Below are 18,528 nucleotides of genomic sequence, written 5' to 3'. Positions count from 1 at the left end.
GAACAGAGGGTCACATTCCGATTCCTCCACGTAACCACTGGTGCGTCGGACCCGTTGGAGGGGGCATGGGCTTCACGATCGGCAGCAGCCGGGGGTTGCGCGAAATCCGGCCCGGCACGCGGCGCCGCGGCCGCTCGTCGGAGTGCACCGCCGTGGCCGAGTTCACCGGACTGTGGGGCTGGGACACGGTCCCGGGCGCCCGTGCCGCCGCGGGGACGTGTTCGTGCGGCAAGGCCGACTGCCCGGCCCCGGGTGGGCACCCCCTGGACTTCGCCCCCACCGTCCCGGCCGGCGCCACGCTCGACGAGGTCTCCGAGGTCTGGGCCGACTTCCCCGGCGCCGCGGTGATGCTGCCGGTCGGCCGCTCCTTCGACGTGATCGAGGTCGCCGAGCCCGCCGGGCGCCGCGCACTCGCCCGCCTGGAACGGATGGGCCTCCCGCTCGGCCCGGTGACGGCGACGCCGGACGGCCGCGCGCACTACTTCGTCGCCCCCGGCGCCGCCGCCGAGCTGCCCGAGCTGCTCTACCGGATGGGCTGGGACGATCCGTCCCTGGACCTGCGCGGCCTGGGCCCGGGCTCCTTCATCACGGCGCCCCCCTCCGACCGCGGCGGCCTCGGCCCGGTGCGCTGGCTGCGCTCCCCCGCCCTCGACTCGGCGACCCGGCCGCCGCAGGCCCGGCTGCTCCTGGGCACGCTGGCGTACGTGGCGCACCGCTCGCGCGTCTAGGGAGTGTCGTCCGGCCCCCCGGGGCCCGCGGTGATCCGAGCGACACCCCCCCGGTCTTCCCCGCCACGGGGCCGCATGACGAAGCGCCCGCTCCCAACTGCACCTTGGGGGCGGGCGCTTCTCTTCGACGACCGGACGGCCGCGCTCCCGCGACCCGGGCGTGCCCCGCAGGACAGGCCCGCGGCCGGGGGTGGTGTCACTCGCCGATGAGCGCGTCCACGAACGCCTCGGGCTCGAACGGCGCCAGGTCGTCCGCGCCCTCGCCGAGACCCACCAGCTTGACGGGCACGCCCAGCTCGCGCTGCACGGCGATGACGATGCCGCCCTTGGCGGTGCCGTCCAGCTTGGTCAGCACGATGCCGGTGATGTCGACGACCTCGGCGAAGACACGCGCCTGGACCAGACCGTTCTGGCCGGTGGTCGCGTCGAGGACGAGCAGTACCTCGTCGAGCGGGGCGTGCTTCTCGACGACACGCTTGACCTTGCCGAGCTCGTCCATGAGACCGGTCTTGGTGTGGAGCCGGCCTGCGGTGTCGATGAGGACGACGTCGGCGCCCTCCTCGATGCCCTCCTTGACCGCGTCGAAGGCGACCGAGGCGGGGTCGCCGCCCTCGGGGCCGCGCACGGTGCGGGCACCCACGCGCTCGCCCCAGGTCTGCAGCTGGTCGGCGGCGGCGGCACGGAAGGTGTCGGCGGCGCCCAGCACGACGCTCTTGCCGTCGGCGACGAGCACGCGCGCGAGCTTTCCGGTGGTGGTGGTCTTACCGGTGCCGTTGACACCGACGACCATGACGATGCCCGGGGTGTCGAGGTTCGAGTCGGTCTTGACGGCGCGGTCGAACTCGGGGACGAGGAGCTGGAGCAGCTCCTCGCGCAGCAGGCCGCGCAGCTCGTCCGGCGTCCGGGTGCCGAGCACCTTCACGCGCTCGCGCAGCCGCTCGACCAGTTCCTGGGTGGGCTGCACGCCGACGTCGGCGGTGAGGAGGGTGTCCTCGATCTCCTCCCAGGTCTCCTCGTCGAGGTGCTCGCGGGAGAGCAGCGTGAGCAGCCCCTTGCCGAGCGCGTTCTGCGAACGGGAGAGCCGGGCGCGCAGGCGCACCAGGCGCCCGGCGGTCGGCTCCGGGATCTCGACGGCGGGCGCCTCGGTGGGGAGGGGTTCCTCGACGACGACCGGCGCGGCGGCCGAGCCCTCGGGAAGATCCACCTCCTCGATCGTGCGGCGCTCTTCGTCGTGCGGTGCCTCGGCCTCGTCGCCGACGTGCGGCTCGGCCGGAGGGGCGGTGATGTCGGGGGCGGCCGGGGGCGGCGGGGGCAGCTGCTTGCGCCTGCGGCTGCCGATGACGAGCCCGCCGAGCGCGCCGATCACGACCACGGCGATGACTACAGCAAGGATGACGGTTTCCATAACCCACCCAGTATCGGCCATGGCCCTCACGGGAACCCAGCTTGTGTTTTCCTCCAGGGAACATAAGCCATTTAGAGGATTTAGTAGGACCAACGTACGATAGTGGGCCATGAGCTCCACCGCATCGACCGATGGCGCCCACCGACCTCGTGCCCGCGGCTCCCGCGAACCGCACGCCCCGCACTCCCCCGGAGCACATGCCCGCGCCGGTCGCGGTCCGCGCGACGAGGACCCCCCGGAACCTCCCGCAGGGGACACCTCCGGCGCGCATGCGCCCCGCGCCCTGGAGACCCGGGGCATCGAGCCCGTCCCGCCCGGCGAGCGCCGGGCCAGGACCCGCGGGCTCTTCCCCACCTGGGTCGCCGCCAACGTCACCGTCCTGCTGCTGACCATGGGGGCGAGCCTGTCCGTCACCTTCCGGCTCAACATCTGGCAGGCCCTGGTCGTCGGCGTCGCGGCGCCGGCCGTGTCGTACGGGCTGGTCGGGCTGGTCGGCATCGCGGGCAAGCGCGGCGGAGCCCCGGGGATGGCGCTGTCGCGTGCGGTTTTCGGCCAGCGCGGGAACCTCCTGCCCGGCTCGCTGATCTGGGTCGCCCGGTGGGGCTGGGAGACGATCAACGCGGTGACCGGTGCCTACGCCCTGCTCACCGTGCTGGACATCCTCTTCGGCGTCCGGAGCAGCACGTTCCTGGTCGTCGCGGCCCTGCTGCTGTTCGTCGCCACGACGTTCGCGATCTCGGGGCTCGGGATCGGCGCGGTGCGCCGGTGCACCAGGTGGGCGACGTACCTGTTCGGCGTCTTCTCCGTGCTCGTCCTCGGCCACCTCGTCGGCGACACGGATTGGAACAGGGTGTTCGCGCAGCCGGCGGGTCCCACGGCCCTGATGGTCACGGGGGTGGGGCTGATCGCGGCGGGCGGTATGAGCTGGGCGCCGTCCTCGCCCGACTTCACGCGCTACCTGCCGCGTACGGCGTCGTCGGTGGCGATCGTGCGCAACACCGTCGGCGGAGCCGCGATCGTCGTGCTCCCGTTGATCCTGATGGGTGCGGTCATGGCGGTCTCCACCCCGGACCTGGCCTCGACGCCCGATCCGGTCTCCTTCCTCGGCGAGGTCCTGCCGCTGTGGATGGCGGTGCCGTACCTGCTGATCGCCCTGGTCGGCATGGTGCTGATCAACGCGATGTCCATGTACTCGGCGGGCTTCACCGCCCAGACCCTCGGCCTGAAGGTGCCGCGCCACTGGGCGGTCTCGGTCAACGCCGCGATCTCGCTGGTCCTCGGTGGCGTCCTGATGCTCGTCGCGACCAGCTTCCTGAGCTCCTTCCTCGCCTTCCTGTCGCTGCTCGCGGTCGCCTTCTCGGCCTGGGTCGGCGTCTTCGGCGCGGACATGCTGCGCCGCCCGGCGTACGACGGCGCGGCGCTGCTCGACACCACGCGCACCAGCGCCTACTGGTACCGGGGCGGCTTCAGCCCGGCCGCGGTCGTCGCGTGGGCGACCGGTCTGGGCTCGGGCGTGCTGTTCACCACGTCGGACTGGTTCAGCGGGCCGCTCGCGTCCGGCAACCCGATCGGTGAGTACGGCCTCGGCTGGGTGGCCACCGTGGCGGTCTCGTTCCTGCTGTACGTCGCGCTGCCGAAACCGGCGGTCCGCGGGCCCGCGGATTCCGCCGAAGAGGCCACGACTATGGCCGTCTGACGCACCGTCAGCTAGCGTCCTCCCCCACACACGAAGGGGGGCACCCCATGCCCGTGACGGTCGTTCGCTTCAACCTCGTCGAGCCCGAAGCCACCCCCGCCTCCCTCAGCGCCCGCTACAAGGCGGCCGTCGAGATGGCCGCCTACGCCGACGACCGCGGCGTCACCACCGTGCAGACCGAGGAGCACCACGGCGTCGCCAACAACTGGCTGCCCTCGCCGTTCGCGTTCGCGGGCGCCGTCTTCGGCGCCACCCGGCACATCGCGGTCACCGTGTCGGCGGTCATCGGCCCGCTGCACGATCCGCTGCGCCTCGCCGAGGACGTCGCGGTGCTCGACCTGCTCAGCGGCGGACGGCTCGTGACGGTGGCCGGGATCGGCTACCGGCCGGAGGAGTACGCCCTGTTCGACGTGGACTGGAAGCGGCGCGGCCGGCTCCAGGACGAACTCCTGGAGACCGTGCTGAAGGCGTGGAGCGGCGAGGAGTTCTCCTACCGCGGCCGTACGGTCCGGGTCACCCCGCGCCCGTTCTCCGATCCGCATCCCCTGCTGCTGGTCGGCGGTTCGTCGAAGGCGGCGGCCCGGCGTGCCGCCCGTCTCGGGCTTCCGTTCTTCCCGAGCGCGCACCTCCCGGAGCTGGAGACGTACTACAAGGAGCGGCTGACCGAGTACGGCACCGAGGGCTGGACCATGATGCCCGCGGCCGAGACCCCGCTGCTGCACGTCTCCGAGGACCCCGACCGCACCTGGGCCGAGCACGGCAGGCACTTCCTGCACGAGGCCCGGACCTATGCCTCCTGGCAGTCGGGGGACATCCGCTCGGCGGTGAAGTCCGCGGCCACGACGGTCGACGAGCTGCGCGCCGAGGGCGTCTACCGCGTCCTGACGCCGGACGCGTGCGTGGCCCTGGGTCTCGACAACTACGTACTGCACCCGTTGTCCGGCGGGATGCCGGTCGACGAGGGCTGGCGCAGCCTGCACCTGTTCTGCGAGAACGTGCTGCCCCGGCTCGATGCCCTGAAGGGCTGAGCCGGGGCGGTACGCCTCTTACGAGTACGAGGAGAGGGGCAGCGGGGACTTGGCCCTTCTCCCCGAGTCCGGGGACCTCTTCGGGAGGGCGGCGCCGAGGCCTAGCCCATCTCCTCCAGGGCCTTGCCCTTCGTCTCCTTCACGTACTTGAGCACGAAGGGGATGGAGAGGGCGGCGAAGATCGTGTAGATCACGTAGGTCGCGGAGAGGTTCCAGTCGGCCAGCGACGGGAAGCTCGCGGTGATGGCCCAGTTGGCGATCCACTGCGCGGAGGCGGCGACGCCGAGCGCGGCGGCGCGGATGCGGTTCGGGAACATCTCGCCGAGGAAGACCCAGACCACCACGCCCCAGGAGAGGGCGAAGAAGAGGACGAAGACGTGGGCGGCGATCAGGGCGACCCAGCCCTGGGTCGCCGGCAGCTTGCCGTCCACCAGGTCGAAGGAGAAGGCCCAGGCCTCCAGGCCGAGACCGATGACCATGCCCACGGAGCCGATGAGGGCGAGCGGCTTGCGGCCGATCCGGTCCACGAAGATCATCGCGATCACGGTGCCGACGATGTTGATGATCGACGTGGTGAACGAGTAGAAGAACGAGTCCGTCGGGTCGACGCCGACCGACTGCCACAGCGTCGAGGAGTAGTAGAACGCGACGTTGATGCCGACGAACTGCTGGAAGACCGAGAGACCGATGCCGACCCAGACGATCGGCTTGAAGAAGAAGGAACCGCCGAGCAGGTCCTTGAAGGTCGACTTGTGCTCACGCTTCATGGCGTGCTCGATCTCGGCGACGCGGGCGTTCAGGTCGATCTTGTCGCCCTCGACCTCCTTGAGCACCTCGCGGGCGCGGTCCTGACGGCCGGCGGAGATCAGGAAGCGCGGCGACTCGGGGATCGCGAAGGAGAGCAGGCCGTACAGGACGGCCGGGACGACCATGACGCCGAGCATGACCTGCCAGGCCTCCAGGCCCATCAGGTTGCCGCGCTGGTCGCCGCCCGCGGCGTTCAGGATGCCCCAGTTGACCAGCTGCGAGATGGCGATGCCGATGACGATCGCGGCCTGCTGGAAGGAGCCGAGGCGACCTCGGTACGCGGCCGGCGCGACCTCGGCGATGTAGGCGGGGCCGATCACGGAGGCCATGCCGATGGCGAAGCCGCCGATGATGCGCCAGAAGGCGAGGTCCCACAGCGCGAAGGGCAACGCCGAACCGACGGCGCTGATGGTGAAGAGGACCGCGGAGATCTGCATGCACCGGATGCGGCCGATGCGGTCGGCTATGCGGCCCGCGGTGGCGGCACCGATGGCGCAGCCGATCAGCGCGATGGCGATGACCTGGGCCAGGGCCGCGGAGCCGATGTCGTAACGGCTGCGGATGGCCTCGACTGCACCGTTGATCACGGCGCTGTCGTAACCGAAGAGGAAGCCGCCCATGGCGGCCGCCGCCGCGATGAAGATGACATGCCCGAGATGCTCGGGGTGAGCCGACCTGGCTCCTGACTGAGGTGCCTGCGCTGTGCTGGTCACGGGTAACTCCTCGGGCCACCGGCGTCACTGCCGGGGGTGGGGGGCGAGCCCTTCGTTGGTGGTTCCAGTGGCGCACAGGTTCACGCCGCCCACCACCTGAAGGTAAAAGCAACGTTGCAGAGACTATGCCTTCAAGTTTCGAAGTCAACAGGCGGCAAGCTATGAATTTCGGCCACAACCTCGACAGAGTTGTGTTCAACACTTGAAGTCAGAGTGAAGGCAGGAGGAAGCCCAGGTCAAGACCGGTGTGGGCTACACGTACTTTCGCGGCGCTAGCGGAGACGCTGGCTGATGACCTTCGACACACCGTCGCCCTGCATGGAGACGCCGTACAGCGCGTCGGCGACCTCCATCGTGCGCTTCTGGTGCGTGATCACGATCAGCTGCGAGGCCTCCTGGAGCTCCTGCATGATCCGGATCAGCCGCTGGAGGTTGGTGTCGTCGAGCGCCGCCTCGACCTCGTCCATCACATAGAACGGACTCGGCCGGGCCTTGAAGATCGACACGAGCATCGCCACCGCGGTCAAGGACCGCTCACCGCCGGACAGCAGGGAGAGCCGCTTGACCTTCTTGCCCGGCGGCCGGGCCTCGACATCCACACCCGTGGTGAGCATGTTGTCGGGATCGGTCAGGATCAGCCGCCCCTCCCCTCCCGGGAACAGCCGGCTGAAGACCCCCTCGAACTCCCGGGCCGTGTCCCGGTACGCCTCGGTGAACACCTGCTCGACGCGCTCGTCGACCTCCTTCACCACCTGAAGCAGATCGGCACGCGTCTTCTTGAGGTCCTCCAGCTGCTCGCTGAGGAACTTGTGACGCTCCTCCAGCGCGGCGAACTCCTCCAGGGCGAGCGGATTGACCTTGCCGAGCTGCTGATACGCCCGTTCGGCCGACTTGAGCCGCCTCTCCTGCTCCGCACGGTGGAACGGCCGGGGCTGGTTGCGCGGGTGCTCCGGGTCCTCCGGCAGCTCCTCGCCCTCGGCGGGCAGCGACGGCGGCACCGGCTGGTCCGGACCGTAGTCCGCGACGAGCCCGGCCGGCTCGACACCGAGCTCCTCCAGCGCCTTCGACTCCAGTTGCTCTATCCGCAGCCGCTTCTCCGCGCCGAGCACCTCGCCGCGATGCACCGAGTCCGTCAGCTTGTCGAGCTCCGCCTTCAGGTCACGGCCCTCGCCCCGGGCCACACCGAGGGCCTGCTCCCGGTGCGTCTTCGCGTTCTCCGCGGCGGCCCGCTCCTCCTCCGCACGGGTCAGCGAGACCTCGACGTGGGCGAGCAGCTGGCGCGCGCCGGAGGCGACGGCCTCGGCGACCGCGGCCTCGTGCCGCAGCCGGGCACGCCGCTGCTCGGCACGCGCGCGTGCCTCGCGTTCGGCGCGCGCGGCCCGATCGAGTCCGTCGGCACGTCCGGCGAGCCCCTTGACCCGCTCCTCGTGCGTACGCACCTGGAGGCGGGCCTCCATCTCGGTCTGCCGGGCGTTGGCCCCGTCGGCGGCGAGCCGGTCACGCACGGAGGTGTCGGGTTCCTCCTCCACGGGCATCTCCTCGGCCACCGCGAGCCGTTCCGCCAGCTCCTCGGCCTCTTCGACGGCCCGGTCCAGGGCATCCTGGGCGCGCGCCGCGGCGGCCGTGCTCCGTTCCGCCTCCCCGGCGGCGCCGCGCGCCTGGCCGGCCAGCCGCCCGAGCTGCTGCGCGACGGACGACTTCTCCCGCTCGGCTGCCCGCCGCCGCTCGCCCAGCTCCTCGACGAGCGCGGCCCGTTCACCGCGCACTCCGGCCGCCAGATGCTGCGCCTCGGTCAGCTCCTCGCAGCGGACGGCGAGTTCCTCCAGCTCGGCCGCCGCCTCGTCCACGGACGCCTGCACCTCCAGCAGGCTGGGCGCGCCGGCGGAACCGCCGTGCGCGAAGTGCGCGCCGAGCAGGTCGCCCTCCGCGGTGACGGCGGTGAGCTCGGGCCGCGCGTAGACGAGGTCCTCGGCGTCCTCGAGGGTGCCGACCACGACGATGCCGCGCAGCAGCCTCCGTACGGCGGGCATCAGCTCGGCGGGACCACGGACCAGTTCGGCGGCGTACCGGGGGCCGTCCGGCTGTGCCGGGGAGGCGCCGCCCGGGGTGCCGTCTCCGGGCTCGTCCGGTGCTCCGGTCAGCAGGAGGGCCGCCCGCCCCGCGTCCTGCTTGCGCAGCAGCCGGATGGCCTCCGCCGCGGAGGCCGGGGTGGTGACGGCGATCGCGTCGGCGGCCGCGCCGAACGCCGCGGCCAGCGGGACCTCGAAACCGGGTGTGACCGAGAGCAGTTCGGCCGCGGGCCCGAGGATGCCGGTGAGCCGGTCGCGGGCCCCGAGCAGCGCGCCCGTGCCGTCCTTGCGGCGCAGGCCGAGGGCGAGCGCCTCGTGACGGGCCTGGGTGGCGGCGCGCCTGCGTTCGGCCGCGGTGACCGCCTCGCGGGCGGCGGTCAGGGCGGCCTCCGCCTCGGAGAGCTGCTTCTTGGCCTCCTCGTGCCGCTCGGTGAGTTCCGCGTCGCCCGCGTCGAGGCCGTCGACCTCGGCCTTCAGCTGCTCGTACTCCTCCTGGGCGGCGAAGGCGCGTTCCTGGGCCTCGTCGCGGGCGGAGGCGAGGCGGTCGATCTCGGCCTGGGCGGAGGCGGCACGCGAACGGGCTGCGTTGACCTGGCCGTTCAGACGGGCGAGGCCCTCACGGCGGTCCGCGATGGCACGGGCCACGTCCTTGAGGCGGCGCTCCTCCAGCGCGAGTTCGCGCTCCAGTTCGGCGCGGTGCGCGACCGTGTCCTCCAGAGCCCGTTCGGCTGCCTCCAGCGCCGCTTCGAGCTCGGCCTCCTGCTCGCGGATGCGCGCGGCCTCGCGCTCCATGTCCTCGGGGTCGCGCCCGCGCCGCTCCTCGGCGGGCACGGACGTGGCGCTCTTCACGCGTGCGTCGGCCAGCGAGATCGTGCCGCGCACGCGCTCGGCGAGCTGCGACAGCTCGTACCAGGTCTGCTGGGCCCGCTGGAGGCGCGGAGTCAGCTGCCGCACCTCGTCCTCCAGGAGGGCCTCGCGCTGGAGCGCCTTCTTCAACTCGGCCTCGGCGGACTCCTTGCGCGCCTTCAGCGCGGCCTCGTCGGCGATCTCGGTCTGCAGCGCCTGCCGCAGCCGTACGAGGTCGTCGGCGAGGAGCCGCAGCCGCGCGTCGCGCAGATCGGCCTGGATGACCGCCGCCCGGCGCGCCACCGCCGCCTGCCGGCCGAGCGGCTTCAGCTGCCGCCGCAGCTCGTCCGTGAGGTCCTGCACGCGGGCGAGGTTGGCCTGCATCGCGTCCAGTTTCCGCAGCGCCTTCTCCTTGCGCTTGCGGTGCTTGAGGACGCCCGCGGCCTCCTCGATGAACGCGCGGCGGCCCATCGGGTCGGCGTGCAGGACGGAGTCGAGCTGGCCCTGCCCGACGATGACGTGCATCTCGCGGCCGATGCCGGAGTCGGACAACAGTTCCTGGATGTCGAGGAGCCGGCAGGTGTCGCCGTTGATCTGGTACTCGCTGCCGCCGTTGCGGAACATGATCCGCGTGATGGTGACCTCGGCGTACTCGATGGGCAGGGCCCCGTCGGAGTTGTCGATGGTGAGGGACACCTCGGCGCGGCCGAGCGGCGGGCGGCCGGTGGTGCCGGCGAAGATGACGTCCTCCATCTTGCCGCCGCGCAGCGACTTGGCCCCCTGCTCGCCCATGACCCAGCTCAGCGCGTCCACGACATTGGACTTGCCCGAACCGTTGGGGCCCACGACGCACGTGATACCCGGCTCGAACCGCAGCGTGGTCGCCGAGGCGAACGACTTGAACCCGCGCAGGGTCAGGGCCTTGAGGTGCACGCCGCTGGACTCTACCTTTCGGGCCGGGTCTCACTCCATGAACGCGCGGTTTCACCCATGAACGTGCAGGGCACACCAGACGGTGAAGAGAGGGGAAGGGGACGCGGGGGCAAGAAAGAAGGGACGCCGAAGAGGCGTCCCTTGCAAATCTGACAACTTAGCGGTTGATACGGGCAGCCCAACCACTGCTGTCGTGGTGCGGTGCAGTGATCAGGTGAGCGCAGGCTCCGCCTGGGGTACGTCGATGCTCTCAAGAAGCGAATCGTGAGAAGCGGCAGCCGCGAGCGCGTCGTTCTCGGCCTGGATCCGTACGAGCTCGGATTCGAGGTCCTGTACGCGCTGCTGGAGCCGTCGCATCTCGGCAATGAGTCGCGGGTCGGAACCGCCGACGTAACCGAGAAGCGCCTTTGCCATGATGGATGGTCCTCCACACTGAGTGACCGACCGAAGCGGTGTGGGTCGTGAGGGAATCGCACCCGCGATGCTTGACACTGCTGATGTCCTGCTGCCGTTCCACATGCCAAACAGCTAAGGTGCGCGGGGCTTTCAGCGTCTCACCAAAAAGTTTGACGGTCAACACGATCACGCCCCGTATTGGGGGGCAACCCGCTGTCGCGCGGCCTTCTGACGGCTGCGCTGCGACTCCTGCGGGGCCCTCAGGGCGTGGAGATCATCCTTCTCTGGGGAGCCTGCCACTTCTCGCCGTTCTTGGCAACCACCAGGTCATTTCTGCTCCCGGCAGGTGCCGGTGGCATGCCCGGCCCCCGTCCGGCGAGGTCACCGGGGTCGATGTCGTCAGCGGATGGCGAAGCCGTCGTAGATCCCGCGGGGCGTGTCCCAGATCTCAGTGACTCCGTCGACCCGGCCGGGCGTGTCGTCGCCCTGGAGCCAGTCGAGCAGGCTCTGGCAGTCGTCCCGCGGGCCCTCCGCCACGACCTGGACGCGTCCGTCGTCCAAATTGAGAGCAAAACCACTCAGCCCGCCGATCTCCAGGGCCTTGGCGCGCGTGAACCAGCGGAAACCCACACCTTGGACCCTTCCGCGCACCCAGACGACCAGCCGTGCAACCTCGTTCATGGGTGCACGCTAACCGGACAATGTCTCTCGGAGCACTTCCCCCTCACGCGGCATGGGGTACCGTCCCGACCCAATGAGCCTCACAGGAAACTCACTCTTTCGAGTGAGGTTCATCCGGGGATCGCTGACCGCAAGATCGAGGAAGGCCCAGGAGATGGGACGCCACCGACGCTCCGCCGCCGGCCGCGCCGCCACAGGGCGCGCCACCGGGGTCACGGACACACACGGTGCTCGCACGGAGAGTTACGGCCCGGAGAATCTGTACGGCTACGCAGCCGTCGCCGACCTCCCGCCCACCGCCGCCGCCCGCTCGCACCGCAAGCGCAAGACGGTGACGCCCGTGCGCACGGGGCTGCTCGGTGTATCGGCGGCCGTGGCCCTGGGCACCGTCGCCGTCGCGACCGGCGTGCTGCCGGGCAGCGAGAACTACTCGCTCGGTGGCGGCAGCAACAACTCCGACAACGTGCAGGCCGCGAGCTCCCCGTCGTCCCTGGAGACCCAGCAGGGCGGCACGTCGGGCACCGCGGACGACTCCCGCGACGACGGCACCCCGACGAGCCGTGACGCCCAGCGCTCCGTCTCGCCCCCGGCCGCCCCCTCGACGTCGCCGGCCGCGCCGACCACCACGGCGCCCCCGAAGGAGCACCCCTCCAAGCCCGCCAAGACGAAGGCACCCAAGCCGAGCAAGCCGGCCAAGCAGGCCACCAAGGCGCCGAAGACCAAGGAGCCGGTGGTGTCCGCGGAGACGGCGGCGGAGGCCGAGGTGCTGCGCCTGGTCAACGAGGAGCGGGCCAAGGTCGGCTGCAGCCCGGTGGCGGCGAACAGCTCCCTGTCCGAGCTCGCCCAGTCGTTCAGCGAGGACATGGCGCTGCGCGACTTCTTCGACCACACCGACCCGGGCGGGCTCAGCCCCTGGGACCGTGCGGCGCAGGCCGGGATAACCGGTCTGGGCGGCGAGAACATAGCCCGCGGCCAGACCACCGCCGAGGCGGTGATGGAGGCCTGGATGAACAGCCCCGGCCATCGCGCCAACATCCTGAACTGCGACTTCAAGACTCTCGGCGTCGGAGCCCACTTCGGCTCGGGCGGCCCTTGGTGGACGCAGGACTTCGGTTACTGAGATAAGCCCAGGTCAGGGGCCTAGGAACCGTCTGGGGCCGTCAGCCGGAGGTTCGTCCGGGAAGAGGCGGTCCACGGCGGCCCGGGTGCGGGTCCCGCTCGACGGCATCAGGTGGGTGTACGTCCGCAGCGTGAACCCGGGGGCTTGGTGACCGACGTACTCGCTGAGTGCCTTGATGCTCTCGCCCGCGTTCGGGAGCACCGAGGCGTAGAAGTGCCTCAGCGCGTGCATCCCGTTGTCTCGCCCGGTCTCGACCTCAGCCGCCCGGAGCGCAGGCCGCCATACCCGATCGTTGAAGCGGTTACGGTCGAGCGACAGCCCCCGCGGGGCCCGTGAAGAACAGGGACGCCGTCACCAGCGGGCCCGAGTGCACACAGCCTGAGGCCCCAGTGAGATCCGGGGACTCCTGCGCCAGAGACGTGCGCGACTCCCGACCGAAGCTGCCGCGCCTTCCGCTGTAAGGTCCCGCAACAGACTTGCGCGGAATGGCTACTGGAGGCGCCATGAGCGGCATAAGGGCTGGTCAGCACGCTTTTGTGCGACCGTGGCACGTCTTTGTGTTCGGTTCGACACTCGGGTTGGTCGCGCTCTTCGAGCGAGTGCAGGGCTTCCGGTCTGGCCGCCAATACGTGCTGTGCCACGAGTCACCAGCCCTGAACCACTTCACACTGGTGGCTCTCGCACTGGTGGCAGGCGCCTTCCTGGCGGCCGTCGTCGGTGCGGCAACAGCGACCGTGAGGAGTAGGCCTTCTCGCCCTCCGCTCCTCTTTGCTTGCATGGTGGCCGCCCTAGCCCTCGTGGTGGCAGCCGACAGAGTGGACGCCGACGGCGAACGGCGCGCAGCGAAGCTGACGGCCGAGCGTCAGAGCGCCTGCGACTACACGCCGCAGGTCTACTCGGCCACTCCCGGTTGGTTCTCCTGGTGATCAGTCGGATGATGAGGGGCATAGGTCTGCACTCGACGCTCTGGACCACCTGCACGGCTCGACACGCGGCGATCAAGGCGCCTCACCGCAATCTCGGCAGACGACCAACGGGCTTGGAAGGCTTGCGCGTGTCCCAAGGCCCGGGGCACGGCGCACCAGTTGCGCACCAGAACGCTCGGTCAGCCACGGTCAACGGCGGTTCAGCACGGGACGGCCAGCATGACGATCAGGGTCCATCCTCGCGGGTCAGCCACCTACTCAACGTGTGAGTACCGGTGATTCCCAAGAACTGATCGCTGGGGTCGACGTGACCAGCAGCGAGCCCTAGCCTCACACCGTGAGTGACGCAGTCGAGGCAGGGGGTGCCTTCAAGAACCGCGCCTGAGAGCCTCCTTGGATGAGCAAGGGACGGCGGCATCGTGGCCGATCGCCAACCATCAGCCCCAAGCATCGAAGTCGGTCGCCCCGGGCCGTCCGAGGGCGCACAACGACGACCAACGCCACGGCTTCTTCCACGGCGGTCCCCAGGGGTCGCCGTCGGCATGTGCACCCGAGGGTGCCGCCCGCGCGGGCCGGGGCGGGCGGCCGCTCACCCCCGGCCGCTCCCCCGCCGCCCCAGGCTGCGCAGTTCCCACCAGGCCGCCGGGGTCCGGCCCCGCTCCTGCCAGTACGGATGGAAGAGCACCGCGGTCGACAGCCGGTACAGACGTCGGCGCAGCTCGGTCCGGCCGGGCTGCTCGGCCAGCCGACGGTAGGTGGTGCTCCACTCCTGCTGCGCCTGGACGAGATCGTCGGGAAACGGTCGCATGACGCGATTCAATCATGTGTTCGATTTTTCTCGCATCAAGGGCGCGCACCGGAAGCACCACCCCCTCACGTCCCACGGCGCGGACACCGCGAAGGGCGGCGCCTCAGGCGGCCGCTCCGGCCGCCGCCACGCGCCCCAGCGCGAAGACGCGGGCCGCCTCGGCGATCCGGCGGCCGAGGTGCTCGGCGGTGGCGATGTCGGCCTTGTGCACGCCGTCCGGACCCTCGTCGACATTGGTCTGCGCGGCGGCGCCGGCGAAGACTCCGAGGCGGTTGAGGTCGTGCTCGGAGGCCGTGCTGCTGTTCCAGCCCGGGTGCAGACCGAGGTTGATCCAGTTCATGCCGTGCTGCGCGGCGAGGATCTGGAAGAACTGAAGCGTATGCAGCTTGTCGCCGCTCTTGGAACCGGAGTTGGTGAATCCGGCGGCGAGCTTGTCCCGCCAGTCCTGGCCGAACCAGCGCTTCGAGGACGCTTCGGCGAAGGCATGGAAGGCGCCGGAAGCGGTGCCCATGTAGGTCGGCGAGCCGAACACGATCGCGTCCGAGGCGTCGAGCAGCTCCCACTGCGCGTCGGTGATCTCGTCGACATTGATCAGCTCGACCTGGGCACCGGCCTCGGCGGCGCCGGCGCGGACGGCCTCGGCGAGCACGGCGGTGTGGCCGTGGCCGGAGTGGTAGGCGATGGAGACAACGGGGGTCGTCACGGTTCGTACTCCTCAGGGACGAAAGCGGGCAGCGCCATCTGCGCTGCTCACTGAAGATGACGAAAGGAAAGCACTAACTTCTAGTTAGTGCAACCTCCTGGTTAGCGCTGTATCCGCGTATGCTCGAGGTATGGAATCTGTCGCGCAGACCGCCGAGGGCACCGACAGCGGCCGGAGCGCCGCCTGCGTGCAGGGCAAGGACCTCGCGTACAACGTGTTCGCCCGCAGCTGCCCGTCCCGGGGCACGCTGGAGCACGTCACCGGGCGATGGGGCTCACTGACGCTGGGCGCGCTGCACGACGGCACGTTCCGCTTCAACGAGCTGCGCCGCCGTGTCGACGGCGTCAGCGAGAAGATGCTCTCCCAGACGCTGCACGCGCTGGAGCGCGACGGTCTGGTGCACCGCGAGGCCCAGCCCACCAACCCGCCCCGCGTCGACTACCGGCTCACGCCGCTCGGCCGCGAGGTCTCCGAGCGTCTGCTGACCCTCATCGACTTCGTCGAGGGGCACATGGACGACGTGCTGGAGGCCCGCGAGCGCTACGACGGGACGCGCGAGCGCTAGCAGGTCCGCGCCACCGGCACGGTCACGGGAGAGAAGGCGAGGCGTGCGCCCGCGGGAGCGCACGCCCGTCGTCAGACCGGGAGGCGTGGCGCCCGCTGGCAGCGCGGGCAGAAGTAGCTCGACCGGTTCATCCAGGCGCGCCGACGCATCGGCGTCCCGCACCGTCGGCACGCTTCGCCCTCGCGGCCGTACGCGTCGAGCGAGCGGTCGAAGTAGCCCGACTCTCCGTTGACGTTGACGTACAGGCTGTCGAAGCTGGTGCCGCCGGCGGCCAGAGCGTCGTTCATGACGTCACGGATGTGCCCGAGGAGTTCCGCGGTGCGGGGACGGGTGAAGGTCCCCGTGGGGCGTTCGTAGTGCAGCCGGGAGCGCCACAGCGCCTCGTCCGCGTAGATGTTGCCGACCCCGCTGATCAGCGACTGGTCGAGGAGGGCACGCTTGATCGTCGTACGGCGGGCCCGCAGCGCCGTGTGGAACGCGGCGTCGTCGAAGAGGGGGTCCAGCGGGTCGCGGGCGATGTGCGCGATGACGTCCGGCAGGCCGTCCGGGGTGTTCTCGTGCAGCGAGAGCCCGCCGAAGGTGCGCTGGTCCACGAACCGCAGTTCGGTGCCGAGGCCGTCCTCGAAGCGGATGCGGATGCGCAGGTGCTTCTCGTCCGGGGTGTCCTGCGGCTGCACGAGGAGCTGCCCGCTCATGCCGAGGTGCGCGAGCACCGAGAACGGGGAGTCGTCGAGGGGCAGCCACAGGTACTTGCCGCGCCGTCGGGCCTCGCCCACGCGGTGCCCCGCGAGGGCCTTCGCGAAGCCCTCGGGGCCCGCGAGATGGCGTCGTACGGCCCGCGGATGCCGCACCTCGACGGTCTGCACGACGCGTCCGCTGACCCAGCGCTCCAGGCCCCGCCGCACGACTTCGACCTCGGGCAGCTCGGGCACGGGACTCCTTCGGAGGGGTGGTTCGAGGGGCAGTGCCCGAAGGGTACCTCGTGCTCAACGGCGCGCGACGGCCCCGCCTTTCGGGCGGACAGGACCGCGGGAGCCGGGGCCCGCGCCGCGCTCCCTTCCGGGGCGGCCGGCCACGGTCACTGCGGCAACGGCGGCCGACCGCGGCCCTGGTCCGGACGGCGGCCAGTCGCGGCGATCATGCCCGACGGCGCCCCGACGCGGTCACCGTGCCGGACTGCGGCCGGACGCGATGATCATTGCGGACGGCGGCCCCACGCGGTCACCAGGCCGGGCGGCGCGACGGCCCGACGCACGAACCCCGTCGCGGCGCGAGCGCTGCGACGGGGTTCGGGTACTGCGTCCGGCTGTGAAGGAGTCAGGCCGTGGCCGCGTCGCTCGTCGGTGCCGAGGGGGTGTCGGCGGTCCCCTCGGCGGCCCGGGCCGCCTGTTCGGCGGCCTCGGCCGACTTTGCGCGTTCGTCCGCGGCGGCACGGATGGCACGCCACGCGGACTCCGCGGCCTGCTGCTCCGCCTCCTTCTTGCTGCGGCCGGTGCCGGTGCCGTACGAGACGCCTCCGACGCGGGCGGCAGCAGTAAAGGTCTTCTCGTGGTCCGGGCCGGTCTCCGAGACGAGGTACTCGGGCACGCCGAGCCCTTCCGTCGCGGTGAGCTCCTGGAGACTGGTCTTCCAGTCCAGGCCCGCGCCCAGATTCGAGGACTTCTCGATCAGCGGGTCGAAGAGACGGTGGACGAGCTCGCCCGCCGCGTCCAGGCCCTGATCGAGATAGACCGCGCCGATCACCGCTTCGAGGGTGTCGGCGAGGATGGATGCCTTGTCCCGGCCACCCGTGCCTTCCTCGCCCCGGCCGAGCCGGATGAAGGAGCCGAGTTCGAGCCCGCGGCCCACCTCGGCCAGCGCACGAGAGTTGACCACCGCGGCCCGCAGCTTGGCCAGCTGGCCCTCGGGCAGGTCGGGGTGGGTGCGGTACAGCGTGTCCGTGACGACGAGACCCAGTACGGAGTCCCCGAGGAACTCCAGGCGCTCGTTGGTCGGCAGACCGCCGTTCTCGTACGCGTAGGAACGGTGGGTCAGTGCACGCACCAGAAGGGCGGACTCGACCTTGTAGCCGAGCCGCCCTTCCAGAAGCGTGTGGGACGAGGCTGTGTTGTCCGCCTTTTTCTTGGCGTTTGATTCCGCCTTGGCGTCAGACATCAGACCTCTCACCAGCCACTCAGACTTCGAGGACCTGGCGCTTGTTGTAGGTGCCGCAAGCCGGGCAGGCGATGTGCTGCTGCTTGGGCTCGTGGCAGCGCTCGCACGCAACCAGGGTGGGGACCGCAGCCTTCCACTGCGACCGGCGGTGGCGCGTGTTGCTGCGCGACATCTTCCGCTTCGGAACAGCCACGGCTACTTCTCCTGCTTCTCGTCGACGCCCGCATCGGCGCCGCTCATCTCGTCCTTCTCGCCATCTTCGAGTGAACCGGCGAGTCCCTGCAGTGCCGCCCAACGGATGTCGACGGCGTCGTGGCGGTGGTCCGGGTCGTCCGCGAGCCGGGCTCCGCACTCGGAGCACAGGCCGGGGCAGTCGTCCTGGCACACCGGCTGCATCGGCAGTGCGAGCACCACCGCATCACGCAGCACGGGTTCGAGGTCGAACAGGCCGTCCTCGACAAAGAGCCTGTCCTCGTCTTCCTCGGCGTCGTCGGCCGGCTCCGCTTTGACGCGGCCCCGGTCATCGGCGTCAGGGTACGAGAACATCTCCTGGAAGTCCGCTTCGAGCTCCTGCTCCAGCGGCTCCAGACACCTTACGCACTCCCCCTTGGCCGACGCACGGGCGGTGCCTGTGACAAGCACCCCTTCCATGACCGACTCAAGGCGGAGTTCGAGCTCCACCGGGGCGCCTTCCGGCACTCCGATGACTCCCGGGATCCCGAGATCCGCGGGGGCGTCGATCGTGCGGGTCAGGCGCTGCATCGCACCAGGACGCCGCCCCAGCTCGTGCGTGTCGAACACGAGAGGGTTGCGGTGGTCGTGGCGGGTGTTCAGAGCCATTCCTGCTTTCGATCCTCGAAGCTCAAGAGCCACTGCCCCTGGTGTTCCGGGCAGCGGTGATCGCGGACGTACGCGCGACCGAAGAGCCAGGATACTGGACCATTCGCTCT

Annotated in this window: 18 protein-coding genes; 6 read left to right on the top strand and 12 right to left on the bottom strand. The window is 70.6% G+C overall.

Translation table 11 applies throughout. The annotated features are described in order from the left end of the window. Positions 1-65 precede the first annotated feature (65 nt). A complete protein-coding gene (locus BKI49_RS27180) occupies positions 66-728 on the top strand; it encodes a bifunctional DNA primase/polymerase (RefSeq protein ID WP_095936906.1) in 663 nt (220 codons plus the stop codon). 196 nt (positions 729-924) lie between these two features. On the opposite strand, the gene ftsY is transcribed toward BKI49_RS27180, so the two are convergent. Beyond that, positions 925-2,133 (bottom strand): signal recognition particle-docking protein FtsY, encoded by a 1,209-nt coding sequence (ftsY, locus tag BKI49_RS27175; protein ID WP_095936905.1) that lies wholly within the window; start codon positions 2,131-2,133, stop codon positions 925-927. 109 nt (positions 2,134-2,242) lie between these two features. On the opposite strand from ftsY, the gene BKI49_RS27170 reads away from it, so the two are divergent. Then, the gene (locus BKI49_RS27170) at positions 2,243-3,829 is read left to right on the top strand and encodes a cytosine permease (RefSeq protein WP_095936904.1); all 1,587 of its coding nucleotides are present in this window, start codon (positions 2,243-2,245) and stop codon (positions 3,827-3,829) included. A gap of 47 nt (positions 3,830-3,876) precedes the next feature. Continuing rightward, positions 3,877-4,857, top strand: a complete 981-nt coding sequence (locus BKI49_RS27165) for an LLM class flavin-dependent oxidoreductase (protein WP_095936903.1) — start codon at positions 3,877-3,879, stop codon at positions 4,855-4,857. A gap of 101 nt (positions 4,858-4,958) precedes the next feature. Here the strand turns inward: BKI49_RS27165 and BKI49_RS27160 are convergent, their stop codons facing one another. From BKI49_RS27160 to BKI49_RS27145, 4 genes are all read right to left on the bottom strand, one after another. Beyond that, positions 4,959-6,377, bottom strand: a complete 1,419-nt coding sequence (locus BKI49_RS27160; protein ID WP_095936902.1) for a sugar porter family MFS transporter — start codon at positions 6,375-6,377, stop codon at positions 4,959-4,961. A 272-nt stretch (positions 6,378-6,649) separates the two neighbouring features. Next, positions 6,650-10,225: a chromosome segregation protein SMC gene (smc, locus tag BKI49_RS27155; RefSeq protein WP_095936901.1), complete on the bottom strand. Its 3,576-nt coding sequence runs from the start codon at positions 10,223-10,225 to the stop codon at positions 6,650-6,652. Between the two features lie 210 nt (positions 10,226-10,435). Then, positions 10,436-10,639 carry a hypothetical protein gene (locus tag BKI49_RS27150; RefSeq protein WP_028802434.1) on the bottom strand — a complete coding sequence of 68 codons (204 nt, stop codon included), beginning with the start codon at positions 10,637-10,639 and terminating at the stop codon, positions 10,436-10,438. A gap of 381 nt (positions 10,640-11,020) precedes the next feature. Then, positions 11,021-11,302 (bottom strand): acylphosphatase, encoded by a 282-nt coding sequence (locus BKI49_RS27145; RefSeq protein WP_095936900.1) that lies wholly within the window; start codon positions 11,300-11,302, stop codon positions 11,021-11,023. Positions 11,303-11,456: 154 nt separating this feature from the next. Here BKI49_RS27145 and BKI49_RS27140 point away from each other — a divergent pair, with 154 nt between their 5' ends. Next, positions 11,457-12,422, top strand: coding sequence for a CAP domain-containing protein (locus BKI49_RS27140; protein ID WP_095936899.1), 966 nt, complete (start codon positions 11,457-11,459; stop codon positions 12,420-12,422). A 12-nt stretch (positions 12,423-12,434) separates the two neighbouring features. Here the strand turns inward: BKI49_RS27140 and BKI49_RS36020 are convergent, their stop codons facing one another. Continuing rightward, positions 12,435-12,740 carry a tyrosine-type recombinase/integrase gene (locus tag BKI49_RS36020; protein ID WP_179332600.1) on the bottom strand — a complete coding sequence of 102 codons (306 nt, stop codon included), beginning with the start codon at positions 12,738-12,740 and terminating at the stop codon, positions 12,435-12,437. Between the two features lie 185 nt (positions 12,741-12,925). Between BKI49_RS36020 and BKI49_RS35120 the strand changes: the two genes are divergently transcribed. Further along, entirely contained in the window at positions 12,926-13,348 is a 423-nt protein-coding gene (locus BKI49_RS35120) for a hypothetical protein (protein WP_143658531.1), read from the top strand. A gap of 589 nt (positions 13,349-13,937) precedes the next feature. Here the strand turns inward: BKI49_RS35120 and BKI49_RS27130 are convergent. Both BKI49_RS27130 and BKI49_RS27125 read right to left on the bottom strand, forming a co-directional pair. Beyond that, on the bottom strand, positions 13,938-14,156 hold the full coding sequence (locus BKI49_RS27130) for a hypothetical protein (RefSeq protein WP_095936898.1): 219 nt from the start codon (positions 14,154-14,156) through the stop codon (positions 13,938-13,940). Between the two features lie 103 nt (positions 14,157-14,259). Next, positions 14,260-14,859 carry a flavodoxin family protein gene (locus BKI49_RS27125; protein ID WP_095936897.1) on the bottom strand — a complete coding sequence of 200 codons (600 nt, stop codon included), beginning with the start codon at positions 14,857-14,859 and terminating at the stop codon, positions 14,260-14,262. A gap of 130 nt (positions 14,860-14,989) precedes the next feature. Between BKI49_RS27125 and BKI49_RS27120 the strand changes: the two genes are divergently transcribed. Continuing rightward, entirely contained in the window at positions 14,990-15,424 is a 435-nt protein-coding gene (locus tag BKI49_RS27120) for a winged helix-turn-helix transcriptional regulator (RefSeq protein ID WP_257004972.1), read from the top strand. Between the two features lie 71 nt (positions 15,425-15,495). Here the strand turns inward: BKI49_RS27120 and mutM are convergent, their stop codons facing one another. The 4 genes from mutM to BKI49_RS27100 form a co-directional block, all read right to left on the bottom strand. Next, the gene (gene mutM / locus BKI49_RS27115; RefSeq protein ID WP_095936896.1) at positions 15,496-16,356 is read right to left on the bottom strand and encodes a bifunctional DNA-formamidopyrimidine glycosylase/DNA-(apurinic or apyrimidinic site) lyase; all 861 of its coding nucleotides are present in this window, start codon (positions 16,354-16,356) and stop codon (positions 15,496-15,498) included. A 385-nt stretch (positions 16,357-16,741) separates the two neighbouring features. Beyond that, entirely contained in the window at positions 16,742-17,578 is an 837-nt protein-coding gene (rnc, locus tag BKI49_RS27110) for a ribonuclease III (protein ID WP_095936895.1), read from the bottom strand. A gap of 19 nt (positions 17,579-17,597) precedes the next feature. Beyond that, positions 17,598-17,771: a 50S ribosomal protein L32 gene (gene rpmF / locus BKI49_RS27105; RefSeq protein ID WP_028802425.1), complete on the bottom strand. Its 174-nt coding sequence runs from the start codon at positions 17,769-17,771 to the stop codon at positions 17,598-17,600. A gap of 2 nt (positions 17,772-17,773) precedes the next feature. Next, on the bottom strand, positions 17,774-18,418 hold the full coding sequence (locus tag BKI49_RS27100; RefSeq protein ID WP_095936894.1) for a YceD family protein: 645 nt from the start codon (positions 18,416-18,418) through the stop codon (positions 17,774-17,776). Positions 18,419-18,528: the final 110 nt, after the last annotated feature.

The organism is Streptomyces sp. Tue6028 (assembly GCF_002300165.1).
Lineage (GTDB): Bacteria > Actinomycetota > Actinomycetes > Streptomycetales > Streptomycetaceae > Streptomyces > Streptomyces siamensis.
Note: the sequence above shows the minus strand (reverse complement) of the source record. Positions and strands in the feature narration are given on the sequence as shown.